At 60.3% G+C, this 25395-nt stretch carries 26 protein-coding genes and 2 pseudogenes; 8 read left to right on the top strand and 20 right to left on the bottom strand.

All coding sequences use genetic code 11. The features are described from left to right. Positions 1-60: 60 nt before the first annotated feature. From psrA to phnD, 4 genes are all read right to left on the bottom strand, one after another. Positions 61-1152: an iron-containing alcohol dehydrogenase PsrA gene (gene psrA / locus EJA71_RS14315; RefSeq protein WP_158957835.1), complete on the bottom strand. Its 1092-nt coding sequence runs from the start codon at positions 1150-1152 to the stop codon at positions 61-63. A 110-nt stretch (positions 1153-1262) separates the two neighbouring features. After that, complete coding sequence (gene phnE, locus EJA71_RS14310; protein ID WP_158957833.1) at positions 1263-2081, bottom strand: phosphonate ABC transporter, permease protein PhnE; 819 nt, start codon at positions 2079-2081, stop codon at positions 1263-1265. Positions 2082-2083: 2 nt separating this feature from the next. Next, positions 2084-2875 carry a phosphonate ABC transporter ATP-binding protein gene (gene phnC / locus EJA71_RS14305; protein ID WP_158957831.1) on the bottom strand — a complete coding sequence of 264 codons (792 nt, stop codon included), beginning with the start codon at positions 2873-2875 and terminating at the stop codon, positions 2084-2086. Continuing rightward, entirely contained in the window at positions 2872-3738 is an 867-nt protein-coding gene (gene phnD / locus EJA71_RS14300) for a phosphonate ABC transporter substrate-binding protein (RefSeq protein WP_158957829.1), read from the bottom strand. Before phnD ends, phnC begins: the two co-directional genes overlap by 4 nt. A 109-nt stretch (positions 3739-3847) precedes the next feature. Between phnD and EJA71_RS14295 the strand changes: the two are divergent. The 3 genes and pseudogenes from EJA71_RS14295 to map all read left to right on the top strand — a co-directional run bounded on the left by EJA71_RS14295 (position 3848) and on the right by map (position 5787). Then, a pseudogene (locus tag EJA71_RS14295) lies at positions 3848-4704 on the top strand (LysR substrate-binding domain-containing protein). A 67-nt stretch (positions 4705-4771) separates the two neighbouring features. After that, positions 4772-4999, top strand: coding sequence for a ParD-like family protein (locus tag EJA71_RS14290; protein WP_007918027.1), 228 nt, complete (start codon positions 4772-4774; stop codon positions 4997-4999). After that, positions 4996-5787, top strand: a complete 792-nt coding sequence (gene map / locus EJA71_RS14285) for a type I methionyl aminopeptidase (RefSeq protein WP_158957827.1) — start codon at positions 4996-4998, stop codon at positions 5785-5787. Before EJA71_RS14290 ends, map begins: the two co-directional genes overlap by 4 nt. A 109-nt stretch (positions 5788-5896) precedes the next feature. On the opposite strand, the pseudogene EJA71_RS14280 reads toward map, so the two are convergent. Both EJA71_RS14280 and EJA71_RS14275 read right to left on the bottom strand, forming a co-directional pair. After that, positions 5897-6791: pseudogene (locus tag EJA71_RS14280) on the bottom strand (alpha/beta fold hydrolase). A gap of 31 nt (positions 6792-6822) precedes the next feature. Further along, positions 6823-7620, bottom strand: coding sequence for a crotonase/enoyl-CoA hydratase family protein (locus EJA71_RS14275; protein ID WP_158957825.1), 798 nt, complete (start codon positions 7618-7620; stop codon positions 6823-6825). Between the two features lie 149 nt (positions 7621-7769). Here EJA71_RS14275 and EJA71_RS14270 point away from each other — a divergent pair, with 149 nt between their 5' ends. Next, complete coding sequence (locus EJA71_RS14270) at positions 7770-8345, top strand: TetR/AcrR family transcriptional regulator (RefSeq protein ID WP_008088096.1); 576 nt, start codon at positions 7770-7772, stop codon at positions 8343-8345. An 81-nt stretch (positions 8346-8426) separates the two neighbouring features. Further along, a complete protein-coding gene (locus EJA71_RS14265) occupies positions 8427-9152 on the top strand; it encodes a transporter substrate-binding domain-containing protein (protein WP_158957823.1) in 726 nt (241 codons plus the stop codon). Between the two features lie 186 nt (positions 9153-9338). On the opposite strand, the gene EJA71_RS14260 is transcribed toward EJA71_RS14265, so the two are convergent. From EJA71_RS14260 to ribBA, 5 genes are all read right to left on the bottom strand, one after another. Beyond that, complete coding sequence (locus tag EJA71_RS14260; RefSeq protein ID WP_158957821.1) at positions 9339-10493, bottom strand: ABC transporter ATP-binding protein; 1155 nt, start codon at positions 10491-10493, stop codon at positions 9339-9341. A gap of 16 nt (positions 10494-10509) precedes the next feature. Next, entirely contained in the window at positions 10510-11319 is an 810-nt protein-coding gene (locus EJA71_RS14255) for an ABC transporter permease (RefSeq protein WP_122594265.1), read from the bottom strand. 6 nt (positions 11320-11325) lie between these two features. Beyond that, positions 11326-12273: an ABC transporter permease gene (locus EJA71_RS14250; protein WP_166674938.1), complete on the bottom strand. Its 948-nt coding sequence runs from the start codon at positions 12271-12273 to the stop codon at positions 11326-11328. Then, on the bottom strand, positions 12270-13295 hold the full coding sequence (locus EJA71_RS14245; protein WP_158957819.1) for an ABC transporter substrate-binding protein: 1026 nt from the start codon (positions 13293-13295) through the stop codon (positions 12270-12272). The genes EJA71_RS14250 and EJA71_RS14245 overlap by 4 nt, the downstream gene beginning before the upstream one ends. 320 nt (positions 13296-13615) lie before the next feature. Next, positions 13616-14725, bottom strand: a complete 1110-nt coding sequence (ribBA, locus tag EJA71_RS14240; protein ID WP_095050094.1) for a bifunctional 3,4-dihydroxy-2-butanone-4-phosphate synthase/GTP cyclohydrolase II — start codon at positions 14723-14725, stop codon at positions 13616-13618. A gap of 68 nt (positions 14726-14793) precedes the next feature. Here ribBA and EJA71_RS14235 point away from each other — a divergent pair, with 68 nt between their 5' ends. Beyond that, positions 14794-15090 carry a DUF1330 domain-containing protein gene (locus EJA71_RS14235; RefSeq protein WP_158957817.1) on the top strand — a complete coding sequence of 99 codons (297 nt, stop codon included), beginning with the start codon at positions 14794-14796 and terminating at the stop codon, positions 15088-15090. A 60-nt stretch (positions 15091-15150) separates the two neighbouring features. Here EJA71_RS14235 and EJA71_RS14230 read toward each other — a convergent pair whose 3' ends face one another. The 7 genes from EJA71_RS14230 to EJA71_RS14200 all read right to left on the bottom strand — a co-directional run bounded on the left by EJA71_RS14230 (position 15151) and on the right by EJA71_RS14200 (position 20481). Beyond that, positions 15151-15714, bottom strand: coding sequence for an NUDIX hydrolase (locus EJA71_RS14230; RefSeq protein ID WP_158957815.1), 564 nt, complete (start codon positions 15712-15714; stop codon positions 15151-15153). Between the two features lies 1 nt (position 15715). Continuing rightward, positions 15716-16468 (bottom strand): GntR family transcriptional regulator, encoded by a 753-nt coding sequence (locus EJA71_RS14225; protein WP_158957813.1) that lies wholly within the window; start codon positions 16466-16468, stop codon positions 15716-15718. 42 nt (positions 16469-16510) lie between these two features. Continuing rightward, positions 16511-16915, bottom strand: coding sequence for a carboxymuconolactone decarboxylase family protein (locus EJA71_RS14220; RefSeq protein WP_158957811.1), 405 nt, complete (start codon positions 16913-16915; stop codon positions 16511-16513). Between the two features lie 134 nt (positions 16916-17049). Continuing rightward, a complete protein-coding gene (locus EJA71_RS14215; RefSeq protein WP_158957809.1) occupies positions 17050-17535 on the bottom strand; it encodes a flavin reductase family protein in 486 nt (161 codons plus the stop codon). A gap of 12 nt (positions 17536-17547) precedes the next feature. Continuing rightward, positions 17548-19029, bottom strand: coding sequence for an aldehyde dehydrogenase (locus EJA71_RS14210; protein ID WP_158957807.1), 1482 nt, complete (start codon positions 19027-19029; stop codon positions 17548-17550). Continuing rightward, positions 19026-19859, bottom strand: coding sequence for an alpha/beta fold hydrolase (locus EJA71_RS14205; protein WP_158957805.1), 834 nt, complete (start codon positions 19857-19859; stop codon positions 19026-19028). The genes EJA71_RS14210 and EJA71_RS14205 overlap by 4 nt, the downstream gene beginning before the upstream one ends. 31 nt (positions 19860-19890) lie before the next feature. Beyond that, on the bottom strand, positions 19891-20481 hold the full coding sequence (locus tag EJA71_RS14200) for an amino acid synthesis family protein (protein ID WP_122594276.1): 591 nt from the start codon (positions 20479-20481) through the stop codon (positions 19891-19893). Between the two features lie 437 nt (positions 20482-20918). Between EJA71_RS14200 and EJA71_RS14195 the strand changes: the two genes are divergently transcribed. Further along, complete coding sequence (locus EJA71_RS14195; RefSeq protein ID WP_158957803.1) at positions 20919-21962, top strand: YCF48-related protein; 1044 nt, start codon at positions 20919-20921, stop codon at positions 21960-21962. Beyond that, positions 21959-24343, top strand: coding sequence for an RND family transporter (locus EJA71_RS14190; protein WP_158957801.1), 2385 nt, complete (start codon positions 21959-21961; stop codon positions 24341-24343). The genes EJA71_RS14195 and EJA71_RS14190 overlap by 4 nt, the downstream gene beginning before the upstream one ends. Positions 24344-24523: 180 nt before the next feature. Here the strand turns inward: EJA71_RS14190 and EJA71_RS14185 are convergent, their stop codons facing one another. After that, positions 24524-25243, bottom strand: a complete 720-nt coding sequence (locus tag EJA71_RS14185; protein WP_158957799.1) for a FadR/GntR family transcriptional regulator — start codon at positions 25241-25243, stop codon at positions 24524-24526. Beyond that, the coding region (locus EJA71_RS27430; protein WP_218576485.1) for a hypothetical protein at positions 25215-25395 on the bottom strand (181 nt) is incomplete at its 5' end. The genes EJA71_RS27430 and EJA71_RS14185, both read right to left, overlap by 29 nt.

The following is a 25395-nucleotide window of genomic DNA, read 5'->3' as shown; positions in this document are numbered from 1 at the left end:
AAATCACCGCAGCGTTTTGCGCCGCCGGCTGTGCTTGGGTTTTTCAGGTTCGGGGCGGCGTCAGGCGGCTTGGCAACCAATGAAGTTCTTGCCGCGTGCGCCCTGCATCGCCAGGTGAATGATGTCTTCGGCGTCCTTGGCCGAGACGCCATAGTCGGCAAACTCGGTTTTCACGCCCAGGGCATGGAGGAACTCGCGCAACTGCTGTTGAGCCTTGGGCAGGTCTTCGCCGAATACGCGCTGCAAGACGCGGTCTCGGGTAGCGTCATGCCCCCACGCCAGACCCAGCACGAGCGGCAGGGTGAAGGAGCAGGCAATGCCGTGGGGCAGGCCGTGGCGTAAGGTCATCTCGTAGGAAATCGAATGCGCCAGCGCGGTTTTGGTGTTGGAAAACGCCAGGCCGGCCTTGAGCGCCGCCAGTGCCATGCGAGTGCGCAGTTCCTGGCTGGACAAGTCTTTTTGCAGGCTCGGCAGGCACTCGAGGATGTCTTCGATCGCCGAGATGGCGAAGGTGTCGGAAACCGGATTGGCGTTGACGTTCCAGATCGACTCCAGCGCATGGGAGAGCGCGTCGAGGCCGGTGGAAACAGTGACGGCGGCGGGCACGGTCAGCATCAACTGCGGGTCGATGATCGCCACGCGTGGCCAGGTGCAATCCAGGTGCAGCGAGTATTTCTTCTGGCTGGCGCTGTCCCAGATGGTTGCCCATGGCGTGACCTCGCTGCCGGTGCCGGCGGTGGTGGGTGCTGCGATCAGCTGTTTGCAGCGCGCCGGGGTGAACGGTTTGCCGCTTGCGAGCAGCGCCAACAGTTCATCGAAATGGCCGGACTCGGTGCCGACGATCAACGCTTTGGCGGTATCGATGGCGCTGCCACCCCCGACCGCGAGCACCACATCGCAATCGCCGGCCTGCTCCCAGAACTGCTCGTAAGTGCTGCGCAAATGGGCAACGTCCGGGTTGGGCTGAACGTCTTCGAACACGTAGACCAGACGCTCGCCGAGCAACGCTTGCAGGCGATCGACCAGCCCCAGGCCACGGGCCTCAGGGAAGGTCACGAGGGCCACGGTTTGCAGCTCGGTGATGGCAGCGAGGTCTTGCAGGCTGCCCCAGCCGAAACGGGTATCGACGGGGTTCTGGAAGCGGGCAGTCATGGTGGATCCTTCTTGTTGTTGTCGTGTGGCGCCATACTCAGCGCCTGTCGACAACGGCTCAAATCGATAATTCGCAGGTTTGAATCGGCTCAGCCGATAGCCGCTCTACGTCAGTGTGCCGAACCGCTCTGGATCGCCGCGCGCATGCGACTGGAGATGGCGTCGGCGACGATCACCATGAAGGTGATGACGATGATGCAGGTCGCGGTTTCCGGGTATTTGAACAACTTCAGGCTGCTCACCAGTTCGAACCCCAGGCCGCCGGCGCCGACCATTCCCAGCACGGTGGCCGAGCGCAGATTGACTTCGAAGCGGTACAGAATCACCGCAATCCACGCCGTGATCACCTGCGGTAAAACGCCAAACACGATCACCTGCAACGGCCGCGCACCAGTCGCTTGCAGCGCTTCAATCGGGCCTTGGTCGATCTCTTCGATGCTCTCGGCGAAGAACTTGCCGAGCATGCCCAGACCATGCAGCGCCAGCGCCAACACGCCGGGGAACGGGCCGAGGCCGACGGCGGACACGAAGATCAAGGCGAGGATCAGTTCGTTGATGCTGCGGGTGAAATTCAGCGCCTGACGCGTGGCGTGAAACACCCAGCGATTGCGGCTTAGATTGCGTGCGGCCAGGAACGAGATTGGTATCGCCAGCAACACGCCAAGCAGGGTGCCCCAAATGGCAATCTGCAAAGTCTCCACCGCAGGTGCGACCAGACGCGGAAGAATGCTCAGGTCCGGCGGAAAAGTGCGCGAGAGAAAGTCACCGATCTGCGGCAAACCCGCCGCCAGTTCACCGAGACTGAGCTGCGCACCTTGCGCGCTCCAGTTCAGCGTCCACAGCACGATCAGGACGATACCGGCGGTGGTCAGCCAACTGCGTGTACCACGGGGCCGCTCACCGACCCACTGATAGTTTTGCGATGGCATGCTCAGGCCCTCGAAGCGGCGCGATAAGTCAGGGTTGGCGTCGGGATGGCTACGGAAGACTCCGCAGATTGCCCCGGATAGATTCGCGCCAGGTCGGCGTCGGTCATGCTCGACGCTTTGCCATCGAACACCAGACTGCCGTGAGCGAGGCCGACCACGCGGTCGCCAAACTCACGGGCGTATTCGACCTGATGCAGATTGCACAGCACGGTGATGCCCAGTTCGCGGGTGGCATCGCGCAGGTACTGCAACACCAGTCGCGCGGTTTTCGGGTCGAGGCTGGCGATCGGTTCATCGGCCAGAATTACCTGCGGTCGTTGCGCCAGGGCGCGGGCAATACCGACGCGCTGCTTCTGCCCGCCAGACAATGAATCGGTGCGCTCACCGGCCTTGTGTGCCAGTTCGACGCGTTCCAGGCATTGCATTGCCAGCGCCACATCGTCACGGCGAAACAGTTGCAGAATCGAGGCGAGGGTGCCGACGGAACCGAGGCGACCGGTCAGCACATTCTTCAAAACGCTTAAGCGCGGCACTACGTTGTGGTGCTGAAAAATCATCGCCACTTCACGGCGCAAAACGCTGGTGTCCGGGCAGGCGAGAGCGTCGATGCCCGCCACGTTCAGCGTGCCGCTGTCGGCCTGCGCCAAACGATTGATGCAACGCAGCAAGGTCGATTTACCGGCGCCGGACTGACCGAGCACCACGACGAATTCGCCCGCTGCGACTTCAAGGTCGATGCCGCGCAACACCGGGTTGCTGCCGTAGTGTTTGGTCAGTTGGCGGATGCTGATCATTTCATGCTCCGCAAATCGAGATCGAGCACCTTGGCGGTTTCGCGCACCACGTCATAGGACGCGTCGGTGGTGGGCTGGAAGCCGTTGAGCACGCCCTGGTCGCCCCACGGCACGTCCTTGATCGAGGCCAGTGCCTCAGCGACTTTCTTCTTCAGCTCCGGATCCAGCGCTTTGCGCCAGACCATCGGCGATTCGGGAATCGGCTTGGAGCTCCAGACGATTTCAAAGTCATCCTGCTTCACCACGCCTTTGGCCACGGCGCTGGCGAAGATGCGGTCAGCCACGGCAGCGGCGTCAACTTTCTTGTTCTCCACCGCGAGGATGCTGGCGTCGTGGGAACCGGAGAAAATCACCCGTTTGAACAGCGTGTCCGGGGCGAACCCTGCCTGCTCCAGTCCTGCTTTCGGGAACAGATGACCGGACGCCGAGCTTGGGTCAACGAACGCGAATGTATGGCCCTTGAGGTCGGCCAGCGAATGAATGCCGCTGTCCTTGCGTGCCAGAATCACGCTTTTGTAAGCGCTCTGGCCGGTCTTCTTGGTCACCGCCACGGAGAACGCTTCGACATCGGCCACCGAGGTCGCCAGCACGTAGGAGAAAGGCCCGAGGTAGGCGACGTCGAGTTTGCCCGAGCGCAGCGCTTCGATGATGCCGTTGTAGTCGGTGGCCACGAACGGCACCACCGGCATGCCGATTTTGGCTTGCAGATCGTCGAGCACTTGTTTGCTCGATTCGATCATCGCTTGGGAATCTTCGGAGGGGATCAGGCCAATGGTCAGTTTGTCCTTGGCCCAGACCTGGCTGGCACTCAGGGCAAGTACGGCAAGGCTGGCGGCACGCAGGAACTGGTTAATTGTTTTCATGGCATTCCACGGTGTGGTTGGGAGTTGCCACAGGCTAGGGCTGTCACGTGACAGTCATTCAATCAATTCAATATGGGAAACCGTAGCTAACTATTGATGGAGTCTATGGATGTCGAGCGCCAAATTGCGGGCCTTTCTCGCCGTCGCCCGCCACGGCAGTTTCAGTGCCGGGGCGCGGGCGTCGGGGTTGAGCCAGCCGACGCTGACGACGCAAGTGCAAAGCCTGGAACGGCAGCACAACGTGGAGCTTTTTCATCGGCGTGGGCGGCGGATCGAACTGTCCGACGTCGGTCGACAATTGCTGCCGATCGCGCAACGGATTGCCTTGCTGAACTGGAAGCGCACAACCTTTTGCGCGACTCCGGGCGGCTCGACAGCGGCCAGCTCAAGGTCGGTGCGGTGGGGCCGTTTCATGTGATCGAGATGGTCGACAGTTATTTGCAACAGCATCCGAATATCGACGTGTCGATCCGCGTGGGTAACTCGGCGCAAGTGCTGTCGGATCTGGAAAATTACGTCACCGATATCGCGGTGTTGGCCGGGCGTCAGGATGATCCAGCGTTGTGTTCAGTGCGTTATGCGCGGCACGCGATCATCCTGTTTGCCCACCATGAGCATCCGCTGGCCAATCGCGGCAGCGTGCGCCTGGAAGAACTGGAAGGGCAACGACTGCTGCAACGTGAGCCCGGCTCGACCACGCGACTGGTGCTGGAGCAGGCGTTGAATGCGGCACAGGTGAAACCGCGCATCGCCATGGAAATCGGCAGTCGTGAGGCGTTGCGGGAAGCGGTGGTGCGTGGGCTCGGGTTGGGAGTGGTGTCGGAAGCAGAGTTCATTGCCGACCCGAAAATTCGCACGATCAGAATCGAGGGCGAAGAGCTGTTTACGGAAACGTATTTGTACTGTTTGGCTGAACGGCGCTCCAGTCGGCTCATTTCGTCGTTTTTTGATGCGGCGCTTGGCTGAGGGTTTGCAATCTTCGGCGAGGCTTGGCTAATATACGATCCATATACACATCGTATCGGAACCATATATGGGCATCGTAAAGATTTCAGAGGACATGCACGAGAATCTGCGCATCTCCAGCAACGCGCTCAGCCGCTCGATCAACGCGCAGGCCGAGCACTGGATGCGCATCGGCATGCTCGCCGAACTGCACCCCAACCTCGATCACAGCGCCATTTGCCGTTTGTTGATCCGTGCCGAACAAAATGGCGGGCTCGACCTGCAACAACTGACACAGGAAGCCGTCAGCGCATGAGAAACCAGATCAAGATCAACACCCCGGCCGACATCGCGCAATCGCGCGCCGCCGGCAAACTCGCCGCTGAAGTGCTGGCGATGCTGGTGCCGCACGTCAAGGCCGGCGTCACCACGGATCAGCTCGATCAACTGTGTAACGACTACATCGTCAATGTGCAGAAAGCGGTGCCGGCCAACGTCGGTTATCACGGCTTTCCGAAAACCGTCTGCGCCTCGGTCAACGACGTGGTCTGCCACGGTATTCCGTCGGGCACGCCGTTGAAGGATGGCGACATCGTCAACCTCGATATCGCGGTGATCAAGGACGGCTGGTTCGGTGATACCAGCCGCATGTACGTGGTCGGCGAGGCGACGCCTGAGGCGCAGCACCTGATCAAGACCACCTATGACGCCATGTGCGCGGGGATTCGCGTGGTGAAACCGGGCGCGACGTTGGGCGACATCGGCCACGCGATTCAGAGCCTGGCGGAGAAGGAAGGCTTCAGCGTGGTGCGCGAGTATTGCGGGCACGGCATCGGCAAGGTCTATCACGATGAACCGCAAATCCTGCATTACGGCTTTCCCAATCAGGGCATGAAGCTCAAGGCCGGGATGATTTTTACCGTGGAGCCGATGCTCAATGCCGGCAAGCGTCATGTGAAGAACATGCCGGACGGCTGGACCGTGCTGACCAAGGATGGCTCGTTGTCGGCGCAGTGGGAGCATATGGTTGCGGTCACCGAAACCGGCTTCGAAATCCTCACCGCTTGGCCGGACGAAATCGAAGGCTACTCCCCAATCACCTAAACACCACAAAACCCCTGTAGGAGCTGTCGAGTGAAACGAGGCTGCGATCTGTTGATCTTGTTTTTAACGGCAAGATCAACAGATCGCAGCCTGCGGCAGCTCCTACAACTTATGTGGTGTGTGCAGGGACGCTTTGCAGCCAATCAAGCACCTCATCCCACAACGGCTGTGCGGTTTCGCGGAAGTAACCCATGTGCCCGTACGGTTTGCTGCCCAGTGGCGGCTGCAGATCCAGCAATGTCAGCGGCGCATTCACCATGGCTTTGACAAACGCATCGCGCGAACGCGGCGGCGCCCACGGATCATCGACCGACGTGGCGAAAACGCATGGCGTTGTGACCTCGGCGTAGAGCGCATGCAGATGGCTCATCTCGGGGGTCGTCGAAGTAGTAGTGGGGGAATTTGCACCAGCGTTTCCAGTCGTTGTAAACGCCCAGCGGCAAATCATCGCCCATGCCCAGCATGCTCCAGGCCATGTAGCCTTTGCGGGCGACAATCACCGGCAGCACAAACGTCCACATCAGACGGATTTTCCAGGCCTCGGTTCGGGACATCCAGCCGCTCCACCCCGCGCCACTGCCCAGGGTGTAGCAAGCTGTCAGGGCGGGGTGATTGGGCAACAGACCAATCGCGTGACCACCAAACGAATGGCCGACCCAATACAACGGCAACGCTTCCTGGCTTAGCAGATCCACTGCCGCCGCCAGATCCTGATAAGCCCAATCCAGATAAGACATCTCAAAGCCTTTGAGGGAAGCCGGCTTCGATTCACCGATGCCCCGGTAATCGAGGGTCAGCACGTGAAAGCCCTGGCGCGCCGCGTGCTCGGCAAAACGCCGATAAAAACGCTGCTGGACCCCGGTGGCACCGGCCATGATCAGGTTACCTTTGACGACGCCCGCTGCGCCGTAGCGCTTGGCGGACAACGGATAACCATCGCGGGCAATGAGGGCGATGTCCTGTCTCTGGATCGATTTGGCAAAGGCTGCGGCCATGGTGTTCATGAAATTGTTCCGAGTGAGTTGAGCAAAGCCTTCAGCGACCTTTGAACTGCGGTTCGCGCTTTTGCATCATCGCCATGACGCCTTCGCGGACATCCTCGGTTTTGATCAGGGCCAGCAGTTGTTCATCAAGCTTCGACAGCGCCGCATCGTCTCCCTGATCCTGCGCCAGAAACGCCGATTGCAGCGTCGCCTGAATCGCCAGAGGCGCAGCCTTGACAATGCGTTCGGCGTATTCGATGGCGCGTGCCAGAGTCTGGCCGGGTGCGACCACTTCGGTCAGCAGGCGCATGTGCAGGGCGGCAGTGGCATCGAACTCTTCCCCCGTGAGCATGTAGCGCATGGCGGCGGTCCAGCCCGCTGCGCGGGTAAAGCGCACGGTGGAACCGCCGGCGGGTGAGATCCCGCGCAACACTTCCAGATGAGCGAAACGGGCATTGGTGGCGGCAATGCTGATGTCGGCGTTGAGCATCAATTCGATGCCCGCCGTCCAGCAAATGCCTTCAATGGCAACCACCACCGGTTTACGCCTGCGCGGTTTGGAAACGCCCCATGGGTCGATGCCTTCTTCAGGATACTTGAAGGCGCCTGACACCAGTTTCGGCGTCAGCTCCATCAAGTCCAGGCCTGCGGTGAAGTGCTCGCCATGCGCGAACAGCACGGCGCAGCGCAGTTCGTCATTGCGCTCATACTCGCCGATGGCCAATGCCAGGTCCGTCAGCATTGCACTGTCGAATGCGTTGCGTTTGCCGGCGCGATCCAGACCGATCAAAAACAACTGACCGCGTTGTTCGCGGGTGACTCGGCCGGGGCCACTGTTGGCTTCGTTCATCTCTGCTTTCCCTGATTTTTTGTCGGCGGCCAGTTACTGACCATCTGTTCGGTAAATAGAAACTAAACGAACAGTTGGTAACCGTCAAATTGAGAAGGGCAGGCTTATGTCATAGAATCACCGCCAGTTATCCGGATCAGGAAATACTCGTGCGACCGTTGAAAATCCCCCGTGAAGAGCTGCTTCTGCGGTGCGCCAATACCTTCAAGCGCCTTGGCTATCATGGCACCACCATGGACGTGCTTGCGTCCGCTTGTGGCTTTACCAAGGCTTCGTTCTATCACCACTATCCGAACAAGGAGGCCTTGCTGCGTGACGTGCTCGACTGGACGCATCAAGTCATCAACCAGACCTTGTTTGCCGTGGCCTTCGACGAAAAACTCACGCCACAAGAACGCCTGAGCAAAATGGGCCGCAAGGCTGCGCGGCTGTTTCAGGATGACTCGATTGGTTGCCTGATGGGCGTGGTGGCGGTCGATGCGGCGTACGGTAAAAGTGAATTGCTGGAGCCGATTCGCGGCTTTTTCGATGCATGGGCCAAGGCGTTTGCGCATTTGCTGGAAGGCCAGGTCGATGAGGGACAAGCCTTGCTGACCGCTCGACAATGGGTGGCGGATTACGAGGGGGCGATTCTGCTGGCGCGGGTCTATGGTGACGCGGCTTACATCGATGCGGTGACGCGTCGGGCGCTGGAACACTTGAGTGCCTGTCAGGCACCGACATAAGGCTTACGCGCTGCGTGTTGTGTCCTCGACAGTGTCAGCTACGACGCACACTGACTTTTTATCCGATCAGGGAGCAACACTATGAGTGCAATCACCCCGGCCGTAATGGCCGATCTCGCGCCCGACGGCGTGCTGCATGCCGCCATCAATTTTGGCAACCCGGTGCTGGCACAGCGCGGGGCGGACGGTGCGCCGCAGGGTGTTTCGGTGGCATTGGCCAAAGCATTGGCTGCCGAGTTGGGTGTCGAATTGGAGATGCGCACCTTTGATGCGGCGGGCAAGGTCTTCGCGGCGTTGGAAGAGGGCGTATGGAATCTGGCGTTTCTTGCGATCGAGCCGGTGCGTGAAGCGCAGATCGCGTTCAGCGAGCCGTACGTGATCATTGAAGGGACTTATCTGATCGAAGCGCAGGCACCGTATCGCAACGTCGAGGATCTCGATCAGCCAGGATTGCGACTGGCCGTTGGCAAAGGCGCAGCCTACGACCTGTTCCTCAGTCGCACGCTGCAGCACGCACAATTGGAGCGTGCCGAAACCTCGGCGGGTGCCGTTGACCTGTTTATCGAGCAACACCTGGATGCCGCCGCCGGTGTCCGTCAGCCATTGCAGAAAGTGGCGAACGCCGACGCGCGCTATCGCGTGCTGGACGGCGAGTTCACGGCGATTCGCCAGGCCATGGCGGTGCCCCGTGGGCGAGAGGCAGGCGCGGCGTATGTGCGGGCGTTTGTCGAGCGCAAGAAGGCCGAGGGGTTTGTCGCTGCAGCGCTGGCCGAGAGTGGACAGGGCGATGTGACGGTCGCGCCTTGAGATCAAAAAAAGTGCCACCGCGGCCCTGAGGCGCAAACACGGTTCAATTGTAGGAGTGAGCCTGCTCCCACATTTGGAATGCATTCCTGTAGGAGCTGTCGAGTGAAACGAGGCTGCGATCTGTTGATCTTGTTTTTAACGGCAAGATCAAAAGATCGCAGCCTGCGGCAGCTCCTACAGGGGGGTTCAGTGGGAGCCGGCGGCTTTGTTGAGGTCGCTTTCGGTCCATTCGGTGTAGACGCAAGCATCAGCGGTGGCCCAGCGCACTTGCACCGGATCGCCAGCCTTGAGCGGCATGCCGGCGGCTGACAGTGCTTTAACCGTCATTGAGGTGCCGCCCGAGGTGACCACGCTGCAGGTCTGACTCTCACCGAGAAACAACACCTCCACGACCTTCGCTGACACCTCGTTCCACCCCGATGGCAGCGGTTCGCTGATCGCCTGCGATACGCTCAACGCCAGTGCCTTTTCCGGGCGCACCATCAGCAAAACATCCTGATCGGTGCGCAACCCAGCGGTCAGGCGAATCGACAATGACTGCCCTTCAAACGATGCCGCCGCATTGCCCTGCGCCTTGAGCTTGAGGAAGTTCGAGTTACCCAGGAACGAAGCGACAAACGCATTTGGCGGGTTCTGATAAAGGTCGTAACCGCTGCCCAATCCAACAATCTTGCCGTGACTGAAAATCGCGATGCGCTGCGACAAACGCATGGCTTCTTCCTGGTCGTGGGTCACGTAAACGATGGTGATGCCCAGACGACGATGCAGTTGGCGGAGCTCATCCTGCAGATCCTCGCGCAGCTTTTTATCCAAGGCACCGAGTGGTTCGTCCATCAGCAGAATGCGCGGCTCGTAAACCAAAGCGCGAGCGATGGCGACACGTTGTTGCTGGCCGCCAGACAGTTGCGAAGGGCGGCGATGGGCGAACTGCTCAAGCTGCACCAGTTTCAGCATCGCATCGACGCGCTTTTCACGCTCAGCCGTCGCGAGTTTGCGAATCGCCAAAGGAAAGGCGATGTTGTCGCGCACCGACAGATGCGGGAACAGCGAGTAACGCTGGAACACCATGCCGATGTCGCGCTTGTGCGGCGGCACATTGACCAGCGATTCACCGTTGACGAGGATCTCGCCGCTGCTCGGCGTTTCGAATCCGGCGAGCATCGACAGCGTGGTGCTTTTGCCCGAGCCGCTGGAGCCGAGGAAGGTCAGGAACTCGCCGTCCTTGATGTCCAGCGAGATGTTGTCGACGGCGGCGAAGTCGCCGTAGTGCTTGTTCAGATTGCGCAGGCTGACCAGGGGTTTGTCGGTCTGCTGGGAGGCGTCTTTGATCACGGCACTCATGTCGTACTCCTGGCGCTCAAGCGCTGATTTCGTTGCGCCGGCGCAATGCGGCGGCGATGACCATGACCAAAACAGACAAGCCGATCAGCAACGTCGAAGCGACGGCGATCACTGGCGTCAGGTCCTGGCGCAAGGTGGTCCACATTTTCACGGGAAGGGTTTGCAGAGTCGGGCTGGCCATCATCACGCTGAGTACCACTTCGTCCCACGAAACCAGGAAGGCGAAGAGGGCGCCGGCGACCATCCCCGGACGAATCGCCGGGAACGTCACCTTGAACACTGCTTGCAGGCGCGAGGCACCGCAGATCACCGCCGCGTCTTCAATCGACTGATCGAACAGCTTCAGCGAGTTGATGATCGAGATGATGGTGAACGGCAGCGCGACGATCACATGGCTGACCACGAAGGCGAACATCGTCCCGGTGTAACCGAGCTTGAGGAACAGCGCGTACACCGCCACGGCGATGATCACCAACGGCACGATCATCGGCAGGGTGAACAGGCCGTAGAGCATTTCCCGGCCGGGAAAACGTCCGCGCACCAGCGCAAACGCCGTTGGCAGACCGAGGGCAACCGCAAAGATTGTGGTCAGTACGGCAACCTTGAGGCTGGCCGCGGCAGCGTTCATCCAGTCAGGGTTGGAGAAGAACTGGCCGTACCATTTCAGCGTCCAGCCCGGCGGCGGGAATACCAGCCACTGCGACGAGCCGAACGACAGCAGCACGATGAACACGATCGGCAACAGCAGGAACAGACCGATCAGCCCGGTGGTTGCATACAAGCCGAAACGCATGCGGCGGCTCATCGCATTGGGGGTCAGGAGCATGTCGGCTTACCTCGCGTTACTGGCGCCAACCGGGGATTCCGGCTGAAGCTTCAGGTAGAAGTAGAACAGCACCAGAGTGATCGCGATCAGCAACGCGGCGCCGGCACTGGCCAGACCCCAGTTGAGGAACGATTGCACCTGCTGAATGATGAACTCCGGCAGCATCATGTTCTGCGCCCCGCCGAGCAGCGCCGGGGTCACGTAGTAACCGAGCGACATCACGAACACCATCAAGCCACCGGAGGCCAGACCTGGCCGGCACAGCGGCAGGAACACCCGGAAGAAGTTGGTCCACGGACTGGCGCCGCAGATCGAGCCGGCCTGCAGGATCATCGGGTCGATGGCCTGCATGGTCGCCTGCAACGGCAGCACGATGAACGGGATCATGATGTAGCTCATGCCGATCACTACGCCAGTGAGGTTGTGCACCATTTCCAGCGGCTGATCGATGATGCCCATCGCCATCAAGGCCTTGTTGATCACGCCCGAGGCTTGCAGCAGCACCAGCCACGAATAGGTGCGGGCGAGCAGGCTGGTCCACATCGACAACAGCACGATGTTGAGGATCCAGCGACCCCAGCCGCGCGGCACCAGAGTGATCGCCCAGGCCAGCGGGAAGCCCAGCAGCAGGCTGAACAGCGTCACCAGCCCGGCCACCGAAAAGGTGTTGAGCAGCACCCGGGCATAGGCCGAGTTGGCGAACAGTTGTTCATAGTTGCCAAGGCCCGGCGTCGGTTCGAGCACGCCGCGCAACAGCAGGCCAATCAACGGCGCCAGAAAGAACAGGCCGATGAACAGCAGCGCCGGGGCGAGGTTGCCGGCGCCGCGCCAGCGTTGTCTGAGGGACGGGGCTTGCTGCATCGCAACCGCCTGTGTTCCGTGGGCCGAGCCGGCAGCGCTGGTCGCGCTCCCGGTGGCAGTGGAGGGACGGGACGCGGTGGCCGCCATTTTCATTTGACCAGCCATTCGTTCCACCGTGTCGCGATGGCTTGGCCATTTTTGGCCCAGTACGCGAAATCAAGAGTGATCTGATCCTTAGCGTAGGCAGTCGGCAGGTTGGGGGCCAGCGTCGAATCCAGACGCTCCACACTGTCGAGGTTGACCGGGGCGTAGGCGGTCAGGTTGGAGAAATCGGCCTGGCCTTTGGCGCTGCTGGCACTGGCCAGGAACTTCATCGCCGCGTCCTTGTTTTTCGAGCCCTTTGGAATCACCAGAATGTCGGCCATGACCAGGTTCTGTTTCCAGCTCACGCCGACCGGCGCGCCGTCTTCTTGCAGGGCGTGAATACGACCGTTCCAGAACTGGCCCATGCTCGCTTCACCGGACGCCAGCAGTTGCTGCGACTGCGCGCCGCCGCCCCACCAGACGATGTCTTTCTTGATGGTGTCGAGTTTCTTGAAGGCGCGATCGAGATCCAGCGGGTAGAGCTTGTCGGCGGCTACGCCATCGGCCAGCAGCGCCAGTTCGAGCACGCCTGGGCTTGGCCATTTGTAGAGGGCGCGTTTGCCGGGATAGGTTTTGGTGTCGAACAGGGCGCTCCAGTCCTGCGGCTTGTTGGCGCCGAGCTTGCCCTCGTTGTAGCCGAGGACGAAGGAGAAGAAGAACGAGCCGACGCCGTGATCGCTGACGAAACGCGGGTCGATCCTGTCGCGCTGGATGACTTTGAAATCGAGGGGTTCGAGCAGGCCTTCAGCAGCGGCGCGCAGGGCGAAATCGGCTTCGACATCGACCACGTCCCACTGCACGTTGCCGCTTTCGACCATGGCTTTGAGTTTGCCGTAGTCGGTCGGGCCGTCCTGCACGACGGTGATGCCGCTAGCCTTGCTGAACGGATCGGCCCAGGCCTGTTTCTGCGCATCCTGGGTGCTTCCGCCCCAGCTGACAAAATTCACGCTTTCGGCAGCCATTGCAGCCTGGCCGGTGACGCTGAGCAGTCCCGCAAAAAAGATCGCGGTTGCAGCTTTGTTCAACACCATGTTCACGCCCTCATTGTTGTGTTTTTGAGCGGGCTTGCGTTGTTGCCCGCCTATCGGGAGCAGTAGATGGACGTTCGTTGGAGTGTCCGGTCTATGGAATATCATATTATGGTATTCCAAACTTTGTGCAAGCACTTTGCCTTACCGGTTATCTGGCGGCTGTCCTTTTTTGTGGTTCGAAGAAATGAATCTGAAATGCAAAACCCCTGTAGGAGTGAGCCTGCTCGCGATAGCGGTGTATCAGCCAACATCATTGTTGAATGTCACACCGCTATCGCGAGCAGGCTCACTCCTACATTTGGGTTTGTGTTCGGCGTGGGTTATTCGGTGAAGGGGATGCTTTCGACCACTTCCAGGTCATAACCGGTCAACCCGGCGTACTTGAGCGGCGGGCCGAGATGGCGCAATTTGCCAACCCCAAGATTCTGCAAAATCTGCGCCCCAGTCCCGACCTCCGAATAAATCCGCGATTGCGAACGGCTGAACTGCCGCGGCGGCTGGGTCAATTGCGGCACCCGTTCCAGCAGCGCCTGCGACGATTCATGATTGGCCAGCACCACGACAACTCCGTGCCCCTCGGCAGCGACCCGTTGCAAAGCGGCCCACAACGTCCAGTTGGTCGGCCCGCTGTACTCGGCGCCAACCAGATCCCGCAGCGGATCAATCACGTGCACGCGCACCAGCGTTGGCTCTTCACGGCGCAAATCGCCCATGACCATCGCCATGTGCACGCCGCCCTCGATGCGATCCTCAAAGGTGATCAAACGGAACGTGCCATGCACCGTCGGCAGCTCGCGTTCGCCAATTCGCTCGATGGTGTGTTCGGTGCTCAGGCGATAGTGGATCAGGTCGGCGATGGTGCCGATCTTGATCCCATGCTTACGCGCAAACACTTCGAGATCCGGGCGACGGGCCATGGTGCCGTCATCGTTCATCACTTCGACAATCACCGAAGCCGGGGTGAAACCGGCCAGGCGCGCCAGATCGCAACCCGCTTCGGTATGGCCGGCGCGGGTCAGCACGCCACCTTCCTTGGCGCGCAGCGGGAAGATATGGCCCGGCTGCACCAGGTCTTCAGCGCGGGCATTCGGCGCAACGGCCGCTGCAACGGTGCAAGCGCGATCCGCCGCCGAGATGCCGGTGGTCACGCCGACCGCCGCTTCAATCGACACGGTGAACGCGGTGCTGAACACGCTGCCGTTGGCCGGGACCATTTGCTCCAGGCCCAAACGCTGGCAATGTTCGTCGGTCAGGGTCAGGCAAATCAGCCCACGCGCCTCTCGGGCCATAAAGCTGATCGCCTCAGGCGTGCAACGGTCGGCGGCCAGCAACAGGTCGCCTTCGTTTTCGCGGTCTTCGTCATCGACCAGCAAAACCATTTTGCCGAGGCGATAATCTTCGATGATTTCTTCGATGCTGTTGAAGGCCATGCTGGACTCTCAGGGTTCGTTGGAAATATATTGGTATACCATAATACAAAATCAGCAAAGAGGTCACTATGAAGGCGTACTGGATTGCTCATGTCGATATAGCCGATGCCGATCACTACAGCCAATACACCCAGCGTGCGCCGGCAGCCTTCGCCGCGTTTGGCGCGAAGTTTCTCGCCAGAGGCGGACGCAGCGAGGCGATGGAAGGGCGCGAGACGCCGCAGCGCAGCGTGGTGATCGAGTTCGAGAGCTATGAGAAGGCTGTGGCGTGCTACCACTCGGCGGCGTACCAAGATGCGAAAAGTTATCGCGAAGAATGGGCGAGGGCGGAGATCATTATCGTCGAGGGCATCGCCCCACTCTGAAGCCTACTGATCGTTCCCACGCGGAGCGTGGGAACGATCAGGCAGGGGGAAACGTAATCTTCAGCGGATAAAGTGAATCTTCCCGCTGTCATCGTTACCCATGTAAATCCCATACACCCCAGCCTGGCGCTCTTCGATATAGCGCTCAAGAATCTGCCGGATCGCCGGGTAGTAAATCTGCTCCCACGGGATGTCTTCAGAGGCGAAGAACTTGTAATCCATGGTCTCCGGCCCGTACTGCCCGGTAATCTCCAGCGCGATGGCGCGGAAGATGATGTACACCTCGCTGATCTTCGGCACGCTGAAAATCGAGTACGGCGAAACGATTTCCGCACGCACACCGCTTTCTTCCCAGACTTCACGCACAGCCGCTTGCTCGGTGGTTTCGCCGCTTTCCATGAAGCCGGCCGGCAGCGTCCAGGTGCCGGGGCGTGGGGGAATCGCCCGTTGGCACAAGAGGTATTTGCCGTCCTGCTCGATGATGCAGCCGGCAATGATTTTCGGATTGACGTAGTGGATGTAGCCGCAGCCGCGGCACATCAGGCGCTCGTGCGTATCGCCCGGCGGCACTTGCTGACCGAGGTCAGGGCCACCGCATTTCGGGCAAAAGCTCGGGCTGAACATGTCATTGACCTATGCGCGGTTCTTTCAGCGCGATCGGCAGGGTGATCGCAGGCGTGTCGCCTGTTTCTTCCTGTTTGCGCTTGAGATAGTCGAGGGCCACGGCAGCCGCTGCGCGAACGTGATCGACACAGGCCTGATGCGCCACCAGCGGGTCGCCGCTCTTGATCGCCGCGACCATTTTTTCCATTTCCTGATTACTCGCGCCGCGACGGTTTTCCTGAGAAACCGAAGTTGCGCGCAGGTAACTGATGCGCGCCTGCAACTGACGCAATTGAGTGGCCGCGACATGGTTGCCTGAGCCTTCGAGCAGCACGTCGTAGAAACCTTGCACCGAGTCGATCACCTGTTGCAGTTCGCCGTCCTTCAACGCCTTGCGGTTGTCGTCGAGGGCTTTTTCCAGGGCTTTGATGTCCTTGGCCTTGGCGCGCAGGGTGAACAGCTGAACGATCAGGCCTTCGAGCACGCAACGCAATTCGTAGATATCGACGGCATCGGCCAACGTGATGATGGCGACACGCGGGCCCTTGGCATCGGCGAATTCCACCAGGCCTTCGGATTCGAGGTGACGCAAGGCTTCACGCACGGAGGTGCGGCTGACGCCCAGGCGATCGCACAGATCGCGCTCGACCAAGCGATCACCGGGCATGAGCTGGAAATTCATGATCGCGCTACGCAGTTTATCCAGCACGATTTCGCGCAGGGTAACGGGGTTGCGATTGACCTTGAAGCTGTCGTCGAGTGGCTGGCGTTTCATGGGGTCCGCTCTTTCGGTTGGCTGTCCATGCCAGACGGGCATCTAAACAGCCGAGGGGTTAACTGAGGCTTCGGCGTCGGCTTCGGCAAAGGCTTCACGGGCCAGCCGGAAACTGTCCACGGCTGCCGGAACGCCGCAATAAATGCCGACCTGAAGCAGAATTTCGCGTATTTGCTCACGACTCAGGCCGTTACGCAAGGCGCCACGCACATGCAGCTTGAGTTCGTGCGGACGGTTGAGCGCCGAGATCATCGCCAGGTTGATCATGCTGCGCTCCTTGAGCGACAAGCCTTCGCGACCCCAGACATGGCCCCAGCAGTATTCGGTGACCATTTCCTGCAGGGGGCGGGTGAAGTCGTCGGCGTTCTCGATCGAGCGCCGGACGTAGGCTTCGCCGAGTACCTGAGTGCGGATTTTCAGGCCTTTTTCGTACTTTTCGTTATTCATAAATCCTCCAGTCACCACGAATCCCTTGTAGGAGTGAGCCTGCTCGCGATAGCGGTGGATCTGTCGACATCAATGTTGAATGTCAGTCCGCTATCGCGAGCAGGCTCACTCCTACAGGGGGTTGTGTGAATCCGTCAGGCCAGTGTCGGCAGGGGCCCAAGCTTGCCCTTGTGGTAAATCATCGGTGTCACCGGTTGCGCCGGGAGGATCAGATTCTTCACCGCGCCAACGATAATCGCGTGATCGCCACCATCGTATTCACGCCACAACTCACACTCGATGATCGCGGTGGCTTTAGCGAGAATAGGGTTACCGAGTTCGCTCAGATGCCACTCGATACCGGCGGCCTTGTCCTTGCCTTTACCGGCAAAGGCGTAGGCCTCAGCGGTCTGGTCAGCCGACAGCAAGTGAATCGCAAACTTCTTGCTGTCACGCAGAATCGGATAGGTGTCGGAAGCATAGTTGGGGCAGAACAGCACCAGCGCCGGGTCAATCGACAGCGCGCTGAAGGCGCTGGCGGTGATGCCGACGATCCCGCCATCCGGGTCAACGGTGGTCACCACCGTGACGCCGGACGGGAACGAGCTCATGACGTCTTTGTAAATGCCGGGTTCGATCATTTCGCAGGACTCCTAGCGCATCACAAACGGATCAGGCATCGGTGCCTGAGACAGGTTGATCCACACCGTTTTCAGTTCGGTGTAGGCCAGCACCGAATCGATGCCGCTTTCGCGTCCATAGCCACTGTTCTTGAAGCCGCCGATCGGTGCCATCGCTGACACCGCGCGGTAAGTGTTGACCCAGATAATCCCCGAACGCACATCGCGAGCGAGGCGATGGGCGCGACCGAGATCGCGGGTCCAGATGCCGGCCGCGAGGCCGAACTGCGAGTCGTTGGCAATCGCCAGCGCTTCGGCTTCATCTTTGAAACGAATCACCGAAGCCACCGGGCCGAAGACTTCTTCCTGCATGATCTTCATCGAATTGCGGTCGCATTCGAACAGCGTCGGCTCGTAGAACCAGCCGTCGCCGAGATCCGCCGGACGCTTGCCGCCAGTGCGCAAACGCGCGCCTTCAGCGATGGCATCGGCGACCAGACCTTCGACCACCGCCAATTGCTGCGCGGTGGCCATCGGGCCCATCTCACTGTTGTCTTCCTGCGGGTTGCCGATGCGAATGCGCTGGGCGCGTTCGACCAGCCGATTGACGAATTCGTCGTAGATTTCGTCCTGCACCAGCAAGCGCGAACCGGACACGCAACTCTGCCCGGACGCGGCGTAGATCCCGGCAATCGCGCCGTTGATCGCGCTGTCCAGATCGGCGTCGGCGAAAATGATGTTCGGCGACTTGCCGCCCAGTTCCAGCGACAGTTTGGCGAAGTTCTCGGCGCTGCTGCGCACCACATGCCGCGCCGTGGCTGCACCGCCAGTGAAGGCAATTTTGCGGATCAGCGGATGGCGGGTGAGGGCGGCGCCCGTGCTCGGGCCGTAACCGGTGACGACGTTGACCACACCCGGCGGAATTCCGGCTTCGAGGGCCAGACGTGCCAGCTCAAGAATCGTCGCCGAGGCGTGCTCGGACGGCTTGATCACAATCGTGTTGCCAGCGGCGAGGGCCGGGGCGAGTTTGATTGCCGTCAGGTACAGCGGGCTGTTCCACGGAATGATCGCGGCCACCACACCCATCGCTTCGTGCACGGTATAGGCGAACAGATCCGGCTTGTCCAGCGGCAGCGTGCCGCCTTCCAGTTTGTCGGCGAGGCCGGCGGTGTAGTGGAAAAACTCCGGCAGATAGCTGACCTGGCCACGGGTTTCGCGGATCAGCTTGCCGTTGTCGCGGCTTTCCAGCTGCGCCAGTTGTTCTTTGTTTTCGGCGATCAGGTCACCGAGGCGGCGCAGCAATTTGCCGCGCGCGGTGGCGGTCAGGCCACGCCACGCCGGGCTGTCGAAAGCGGCTTGTGCCGATTGCACGGCGCGTTCGACGTCCGCTTCATCGGCGTCAGGCAGTTCGGCCCAGGCTTGCGCCGTGGCCGGGTTGAGGCTTTCGAAGGTCTTGCCGGAGAGGGCGTCGACCCATTCTCCGCCGATGCACATCTGGAAGCGTGCGAGTGTCATGCAACGATCCCCTTTATATGGTTTTGTCGGGAGTGTGCGAATTGGAGAAATTCCAGCAGCGTCTGGTTGACCAGTCGCGGCGACTCTACGGGCATCATATGCCGTTGCTCGGGCAGCACGGCAACCTTCGCACCGGGGATGCGTCGGGCCAGTTGCTCGGCCATTTCCGGGGTCGAACCCGGATCGAGTTCACCGGTGGCGATCAGCGTCGGTGCCTGAATGCTGCCCAGGTCGTCGGCGCGGTACATGTCTTGGGTGGCGAACAATTCGTAGGTGGTCAGGTAACCCTGCGGATCATTATTGGCCAGGGTCTGGCGCAACGCGGCGATCTGCGCCGGATTGGCCGCCTGATATTCGCGGCTGAACCAGCGTGACAATGCGGCTTCAGCGTTGGCGTCCGGGCCGTGTTCGGCCGCTTGCGCGGTACGGGCGATGACGCCGGCACGCTGTTCTTCGCTGCGGTTGAACACGCTGTTCAACACCACCAGGCTTTGCAGGCGCTCCGGGTAATGCAGGGCGAAGGCCCGCGCAACCAGACCGCCCATGGAGAAACCGATCACCGCTGCCTGTTGCAGATTCAAGTGATCGAGCAGCTCCAGCAACTGATCGGCGTAACCGAGCAGGTTGGTGCCGCTGGCCGGTCGCGGGCTGGCGCCATGGCCGAGCATGTCGTAGGCGATCACTCGGTACTGGCTGGACAGGCCGACAATCTGGCCGCCCCACATTTCTTTGTTCAGGCCCACGCCGTGGATCAAAACCACGGGCTGGCCTTGGCCGGTCGCCAGGTAACTGGTGCCAGCCGGGGTGAGTTCAGCGGTGAGCCGAATCATGGAGCGCTCCTGCAATGCCTTTTTATTGTGATTACTGGGCTTTTTCGGCGGCCAGTTCTTCCAGATCGATGTAGCGGTTACCGATGCGCGGGTGCAGGCGGCCACCGTCGGCGCAACCCAGCACGACAACGATTTCGTCGGCGCGCGGCGCGTCTTCGATCTGCATTTCCAGGGTGATGTAGTGCGAACGCTGACCTTCGTCGTCCTTGTGCATCATCGGGATCTGAATCGAAGTGCCCGGGCCGCCGCGCTTGTTGGTGAAGCTCAGGTAGCTCTTGGCGTTGACGGCTTCGCGGTAGTGGTTGCCGAAGCGCAGGGTGTGGATCACCGCGGAGGCGTGTTCGATCTCGCCATCGGCACCCACCACAGCAGCTTTGCCGTAGGCCTCGATTTTGTCCGCACCGCCGATGATGCCGACCAGACGCTCAACCATCAGCGCACCGAGGTCGGAGCAGTTGGCGCGGATCTGCGGCTTGAGGTCTTCGACGAAACCATTGCCCACCCAAGGGTTTTTCATCACCACGGCCAGGCCAACCATGGTCACTGGCTTGTCAGTGGCCTTGCCGCCTTCGATGAAGGTTTCTTCGACATAGCTGACGATCTTGCGAATTTCGAAACTCATGAGCTGCTCCGTTGAGGGATTGAGAGTGTCTGTGCGTATGATGGTATACCATAATACCGATCGTGCAAGTCCCCTCGATAACTTTTGCCGCATCACCCCGGCGAATGGTCATGTATTCAAATCCCGCAGCCACCAACACCCCCCTGTAGGAGTGAGCTTGCTCGCGATAGCGGTGTATCAGTCAATGATTTCTTACTGACACACCGCTATCGCGAGCAGGCTCACTCCTACAGGGGGATTTGCCAGCCGTGCGGTTAACAAAAGATAACGTGGCGCCGATTGTCAGACGTTTCGAAAGCCCGATAGGATGAGCCAGCTTCCGAAGTGGCTCTGGATTGCGGGTTTCAGGACTATGCTCCTGAGCAGCCATCAGCGGAGCACACTTGCGGCGCCCTTGAAGGCCAGATGGCCTAACAATAATAAATAGGGGAAGGTCTATGAGTCGTTGCCGCCCGCCGGCGTTACGCAACACCGCGTTGCTGGCCACAGCACTCTCTCTGCTGGGCTTTGCCACGTTGTCGGCACCTGTGGTTGCCGCCGAGGCGCCCGCCGACGTGGTCTATGCCACCGAATCCAGCAAAGCCGCGAAAAGCCTGATTCTTGATGTCGTCCACGCCGGCACGCGCCTGGTCGCGGTCGGGGATCGCGGGCACATTCTCTATTCCGATGACCAGGGCAAAACCTGGACCCAGGCCAAAGTGCCGAGCCGGCAACTGCTGACCGCTGTGTATTTTGTCGACGACAAGCACGGTTGGGCGGTCGGCCACGACGCACAAATCCTCGCCAGCGCAGACGGCGGTCTGACCTGGACCAAGCAATTCGAAGACCTCAAACGTGAATCGCCGCTGCTCGACGTCTGGTTCAAGGACGTCAACAGCGGCATGGCCGTGGGCGCGTACGGCGCGCTGCTGGAAACCACCGACGGCGGTAAAAACTGGGAAGACGTCAGCGACCGCCTCGACAACGAAGACCAGTTCCACCTCAACGCCATCGCTGCTGTGAAGGACGCCGGGCTGTTCATCGTCGGCGAGTCGGGCAGCATGTTCCGCTCCGCCGATTGGGGCCAGACCTGGGAAAAACTCGAAGGCCCATACGAAGGCTCGCTGTTCGGCGTGATCGGCACGGCGCAACCGCAGACCCTGCTGGCCTACGGCTTGCGCGGCAACCTCTACCGCTCCACCGATTTCGGCAGCAACTGGGAGCAGGTCGAGCTGAAAGCCGCGCGCGGTGCGCTGGAGTTCGGCCTGTCCGGCGCCACCTTGCTCCCGGACGGCTCGATCGTGATCGTCGGCAACGGCGGTTCGGTGATCAGCAGCAGCGACAACGGCGAGACCTTCAGCGTGTTCAACCGCCCGGATCGCATTTCGCTGTCTTCCGTCACCGCTGCCGGCGACGGCAACCTGATTCTGACCGGGCAGGGTGGCGTTCACACCACTCAGCCAAACGGCGCCGAAGTTAATAATAAGAAGGCGGGGCTATGACTTCCTTGATCACTCCTCAGCAGGAAAAGGCGACGGTACTTGAGCGTCTGATCTTCAACAACCGCCCGGCAGTGATCCTTATCTGTCTGGTGGTGAGCGTTTTCCTGTTCTGGCAGGCCACGCTGATCCGCCCGTCGACCAGTTTCGAAAAAATGATCCCGCTCCAGCATCCATTCATCGAGAAGATGATGGAGCACCGCAACGATCTGGCGAACCTGGGCAACACCGTGCGCATTTCGGTGGAAGCCAAGGACGGTGACATCTTCTCCAAGGAGTACATGGAGACCCTGCGCCAGATCAACGACGAGGTGTTCTACATCTCTGGCGTTGATCGTTCCGGCCTGAAGTCACTGTGGAGCCCGAGCGTACGCTGGACCGAAGTGACCGAAGAGGGTTTCGCCGGCGGTGAAGTGATTCCGCAGAGCTACAACGGCTCGCAGGACAGCCTCGATCTGCTGCGCAACAACGTGCTCAAGTCCGGCCAGGTCGGGCGTCTGGTGTCCAACGACTTCAAATCGAGCATCGTCGACATCCCGCTGCTGGAGTCCTATCCGGACCCGGAAGACCAGGGCAAGTTGCTCGCACTCGACTACCGCAAGTTCTCCCATGAACTCGAAGACAAGATCCGCAACAAGTTCGAAGCGCAGAACCCCAACGTCAAGATCCACATCGTCGGTTTCGCCAAGAAGGTCGGTGACCTGATCGATGGGCTGGTGATGGTGGTGATGTTCTTCGGCATCGCTTTCGTCATCACCCTGATCCTGCTGTTGTGGTTCACCAACTGCCTGCGCAGCACCATCGCGGTGTTGAGTACGACGCTGGTGGCGGTGGTCTGGCAGCTCGGTTTGATGCACTTCTTTGGCTTCGGGCTCGATCCGTATTCGATGCTGGTGCCGTTCCTGATCTTCGCCATCGGTATTTCCCACGGCGTGCAGAAGATCAACGGCATCGCCCTGCAATCCAGCGAGGCCGACAACGCACTAACCGCCGCACGACGCACGTTCCGGCAACTGTTCCTGCCGGGGATGATCGCGATTCTTGCGGATGCAGTGGGTTTCATCACGCTGCTGATCATCGACATCGGCGTGATCCGGGAACTGGCCATCGGCGCGTCCATCGGCGTGGCGGTGATCGTCTTCACCAACCTGATTCTGCTGCCGGTGGCGATTTCCTATGTCGGCATCAGCAAGCGCGCCATCGCCAAGAGCAAGAAGGACGCGAACCGCGAACACCCGTTCTGGCGCCTGCTGTCGAACTTCGCCAGCCCGAAAGTCGCACCGATCTCCATTACCCTGGCGCTGATCGCCTTCGGTGGCGGCCTCTGGTACAGCCAGAACCTGAAAATCGGTGACCTCGACCAAGGCGCGCCGGAACTGCGTCCGGATTCGCGCTACAACAAGGACAACAACTTCATCATCAACAACTATTCGACCAGTTCCGACGTGCTGGTGGTGATGGTCAAGACCAAGGCTGAAGGCTGCTCGCGCTATGAAGCCATGGCGCCGATCGACGAGCTGATGTGGAAGATGCAGAACACCGAGGGCGTGCAGTCGGCGATCTCACTGGTGACCGTGTCCAAGCAGATGATCAAGGGCATGAACGAGGGCAACCTGAAATGGGAAACCCTGTCGCGCAACCCGGACGTGCTGAACAACTCGATTGCCCGCGCCGATGGTCTGTACAACAACAGTTGCTCGCTGGCGCCGGTGCTGGTGTTCCTCAATGATCACAAGGCTGAAACCCTGGATCGGGCCGTTCACGCGGTGCAGGAATTCGCCAAGGACAACAACAAGGACGGGCTGGAATTCATCCTCGCGGCCGGTAACGCCGGGATCGAAGCGGCCACCAACGAAGTCATCAAACAGGCTGAGCTGACCATCCTGATTCTGGTGTACATCTGCGTGGCGGTGATGTGCATGATCACCTTCCGTTCGTGGGCGGCGACCCTGTGCATCGTCCTGCCGCTGGTGCTGACCTCGGTCCTCGGCAACGCGCTGATGGCGTTCATGGGCATTGGCGTGAAGGTTGCGACCTTGCCGGTGGTGGCGCTGGGTGTGGGGATCGGTGTCGACTACGGCATCTACATCTACAGCCGCCTGGAGAGTTTCCTGCGTGCCGGCCTGCCGTTGCAGGAAGCCTATTACCAGACGCTGAAATCCACCGGTAAAGCGGTGCTGTTCACCGGTCTGTGCCTGGCCATCGGCGTGTGCACCTGGATCTTCTCTGCGATCAAGTTCCAGGCCGACATGGGCCTGATGCTGACCTTCATGCTGCTGTGGAACATGTTCGGTGCGCTGTGGCTGCTGCCGGCACTGGCGAAGTTCCTGATCAAGCCGGAGAAACTGGCGGGGCAGAAGGGTAACTCGCTGTTTGCCCACTGATCTGAAAGGCTGAAACGACAAAGCCGCAACCTTAGGGTTGCGGCTTTTTTTGTCTCTCGAAACTCACACTAAACCCCTGTGGGAGCTGGCTTGCCAGCGATAGCGGACTATCAGCCAACATCGCTGTTGAATGCTAAGCCCTCATCGCTGGCAAGCCAGCTCCCACAGGTTTTTTGTTGTTCAGGAGAGTTCGGTGCCGAGCACGACGCTGAGCGCACTTCGGGCATCGTCCAGCTGTACCAGCGTTGCATGCCGGGCGCCGAGGGCATCGCGGTTTTCGATGGCGGTCAGAATTGCCTTGTGCCGTGGCAACGCCAATTCATGCAGGTTCGGCCGCTGATTCGAATGCTTCAGCGCCTCGGCAATCGCCACCGACAACATATTGCACAGGTTCGCCAGCAAATCATTGTGCGTCGCGTCAGCGATCCGGCTATGGAAATCCAGATCCGGCTGCAACAACGCCTCAGGCGTCGGCGCCGCTTCCATGCGTTGATACGCTTCACCAATCGCCGCGATATCGGCATCGGTTGCATGCTGGGCGGCGAGGGCGGCAGCGGCGGGTTCGATGATGCTGCGCACGCTGGTCAGCACATTGAAGAATTCATTCTGCGGGCTGCTTTGCATCAGCCAGTGCAGCACGTCCGGGTCGAGCATGTGCCATTCGCGGCGCGCCTTGACCACCGTGCCGACGCGGGGTTTGGAGTACACCAGACCCTTGGCCACCAGCACCCGCGTGGCTTCACGCAAAACCGGCCGGCTCACCGCGTACTCCTCGCAGAGCAAGGCTTCGGCGGGCAGTTTGTCGTCGGGCAAAAAGCGTCCGGAGACGATCTGCATGCCCAGTTCCTGGACGATGCGCGAGTGCATGCTTTTACGGTCGGAAGGTTTGCGGTAATCCATGGGGAACGGCGCGATCCTGAGCGATGGAGATGCCGCGCATCATAGCAGGCACCAGACAAACTTGAGGGAGTACACAAAACCAAATGTAGGAGTGAGCCTGCTCGCGATTGCGGTGTGTCAGCTGAACAATTGCTGACTGACACACCGCAATC

Source organism: Pseudomonas sp. PB106 (assembly GCF_009764645.1).
Classification (GTDB): Bacteria; Pseudomonadota; Gammaproteobacteria; order Pseudomonadales; family Pseudomonadaceae; genus Aquipseudomonas.
Note: the sequence above shows the minus strand (reverse complement) of the source record. Positions and strands in the feature narration are given on the sequence as shown.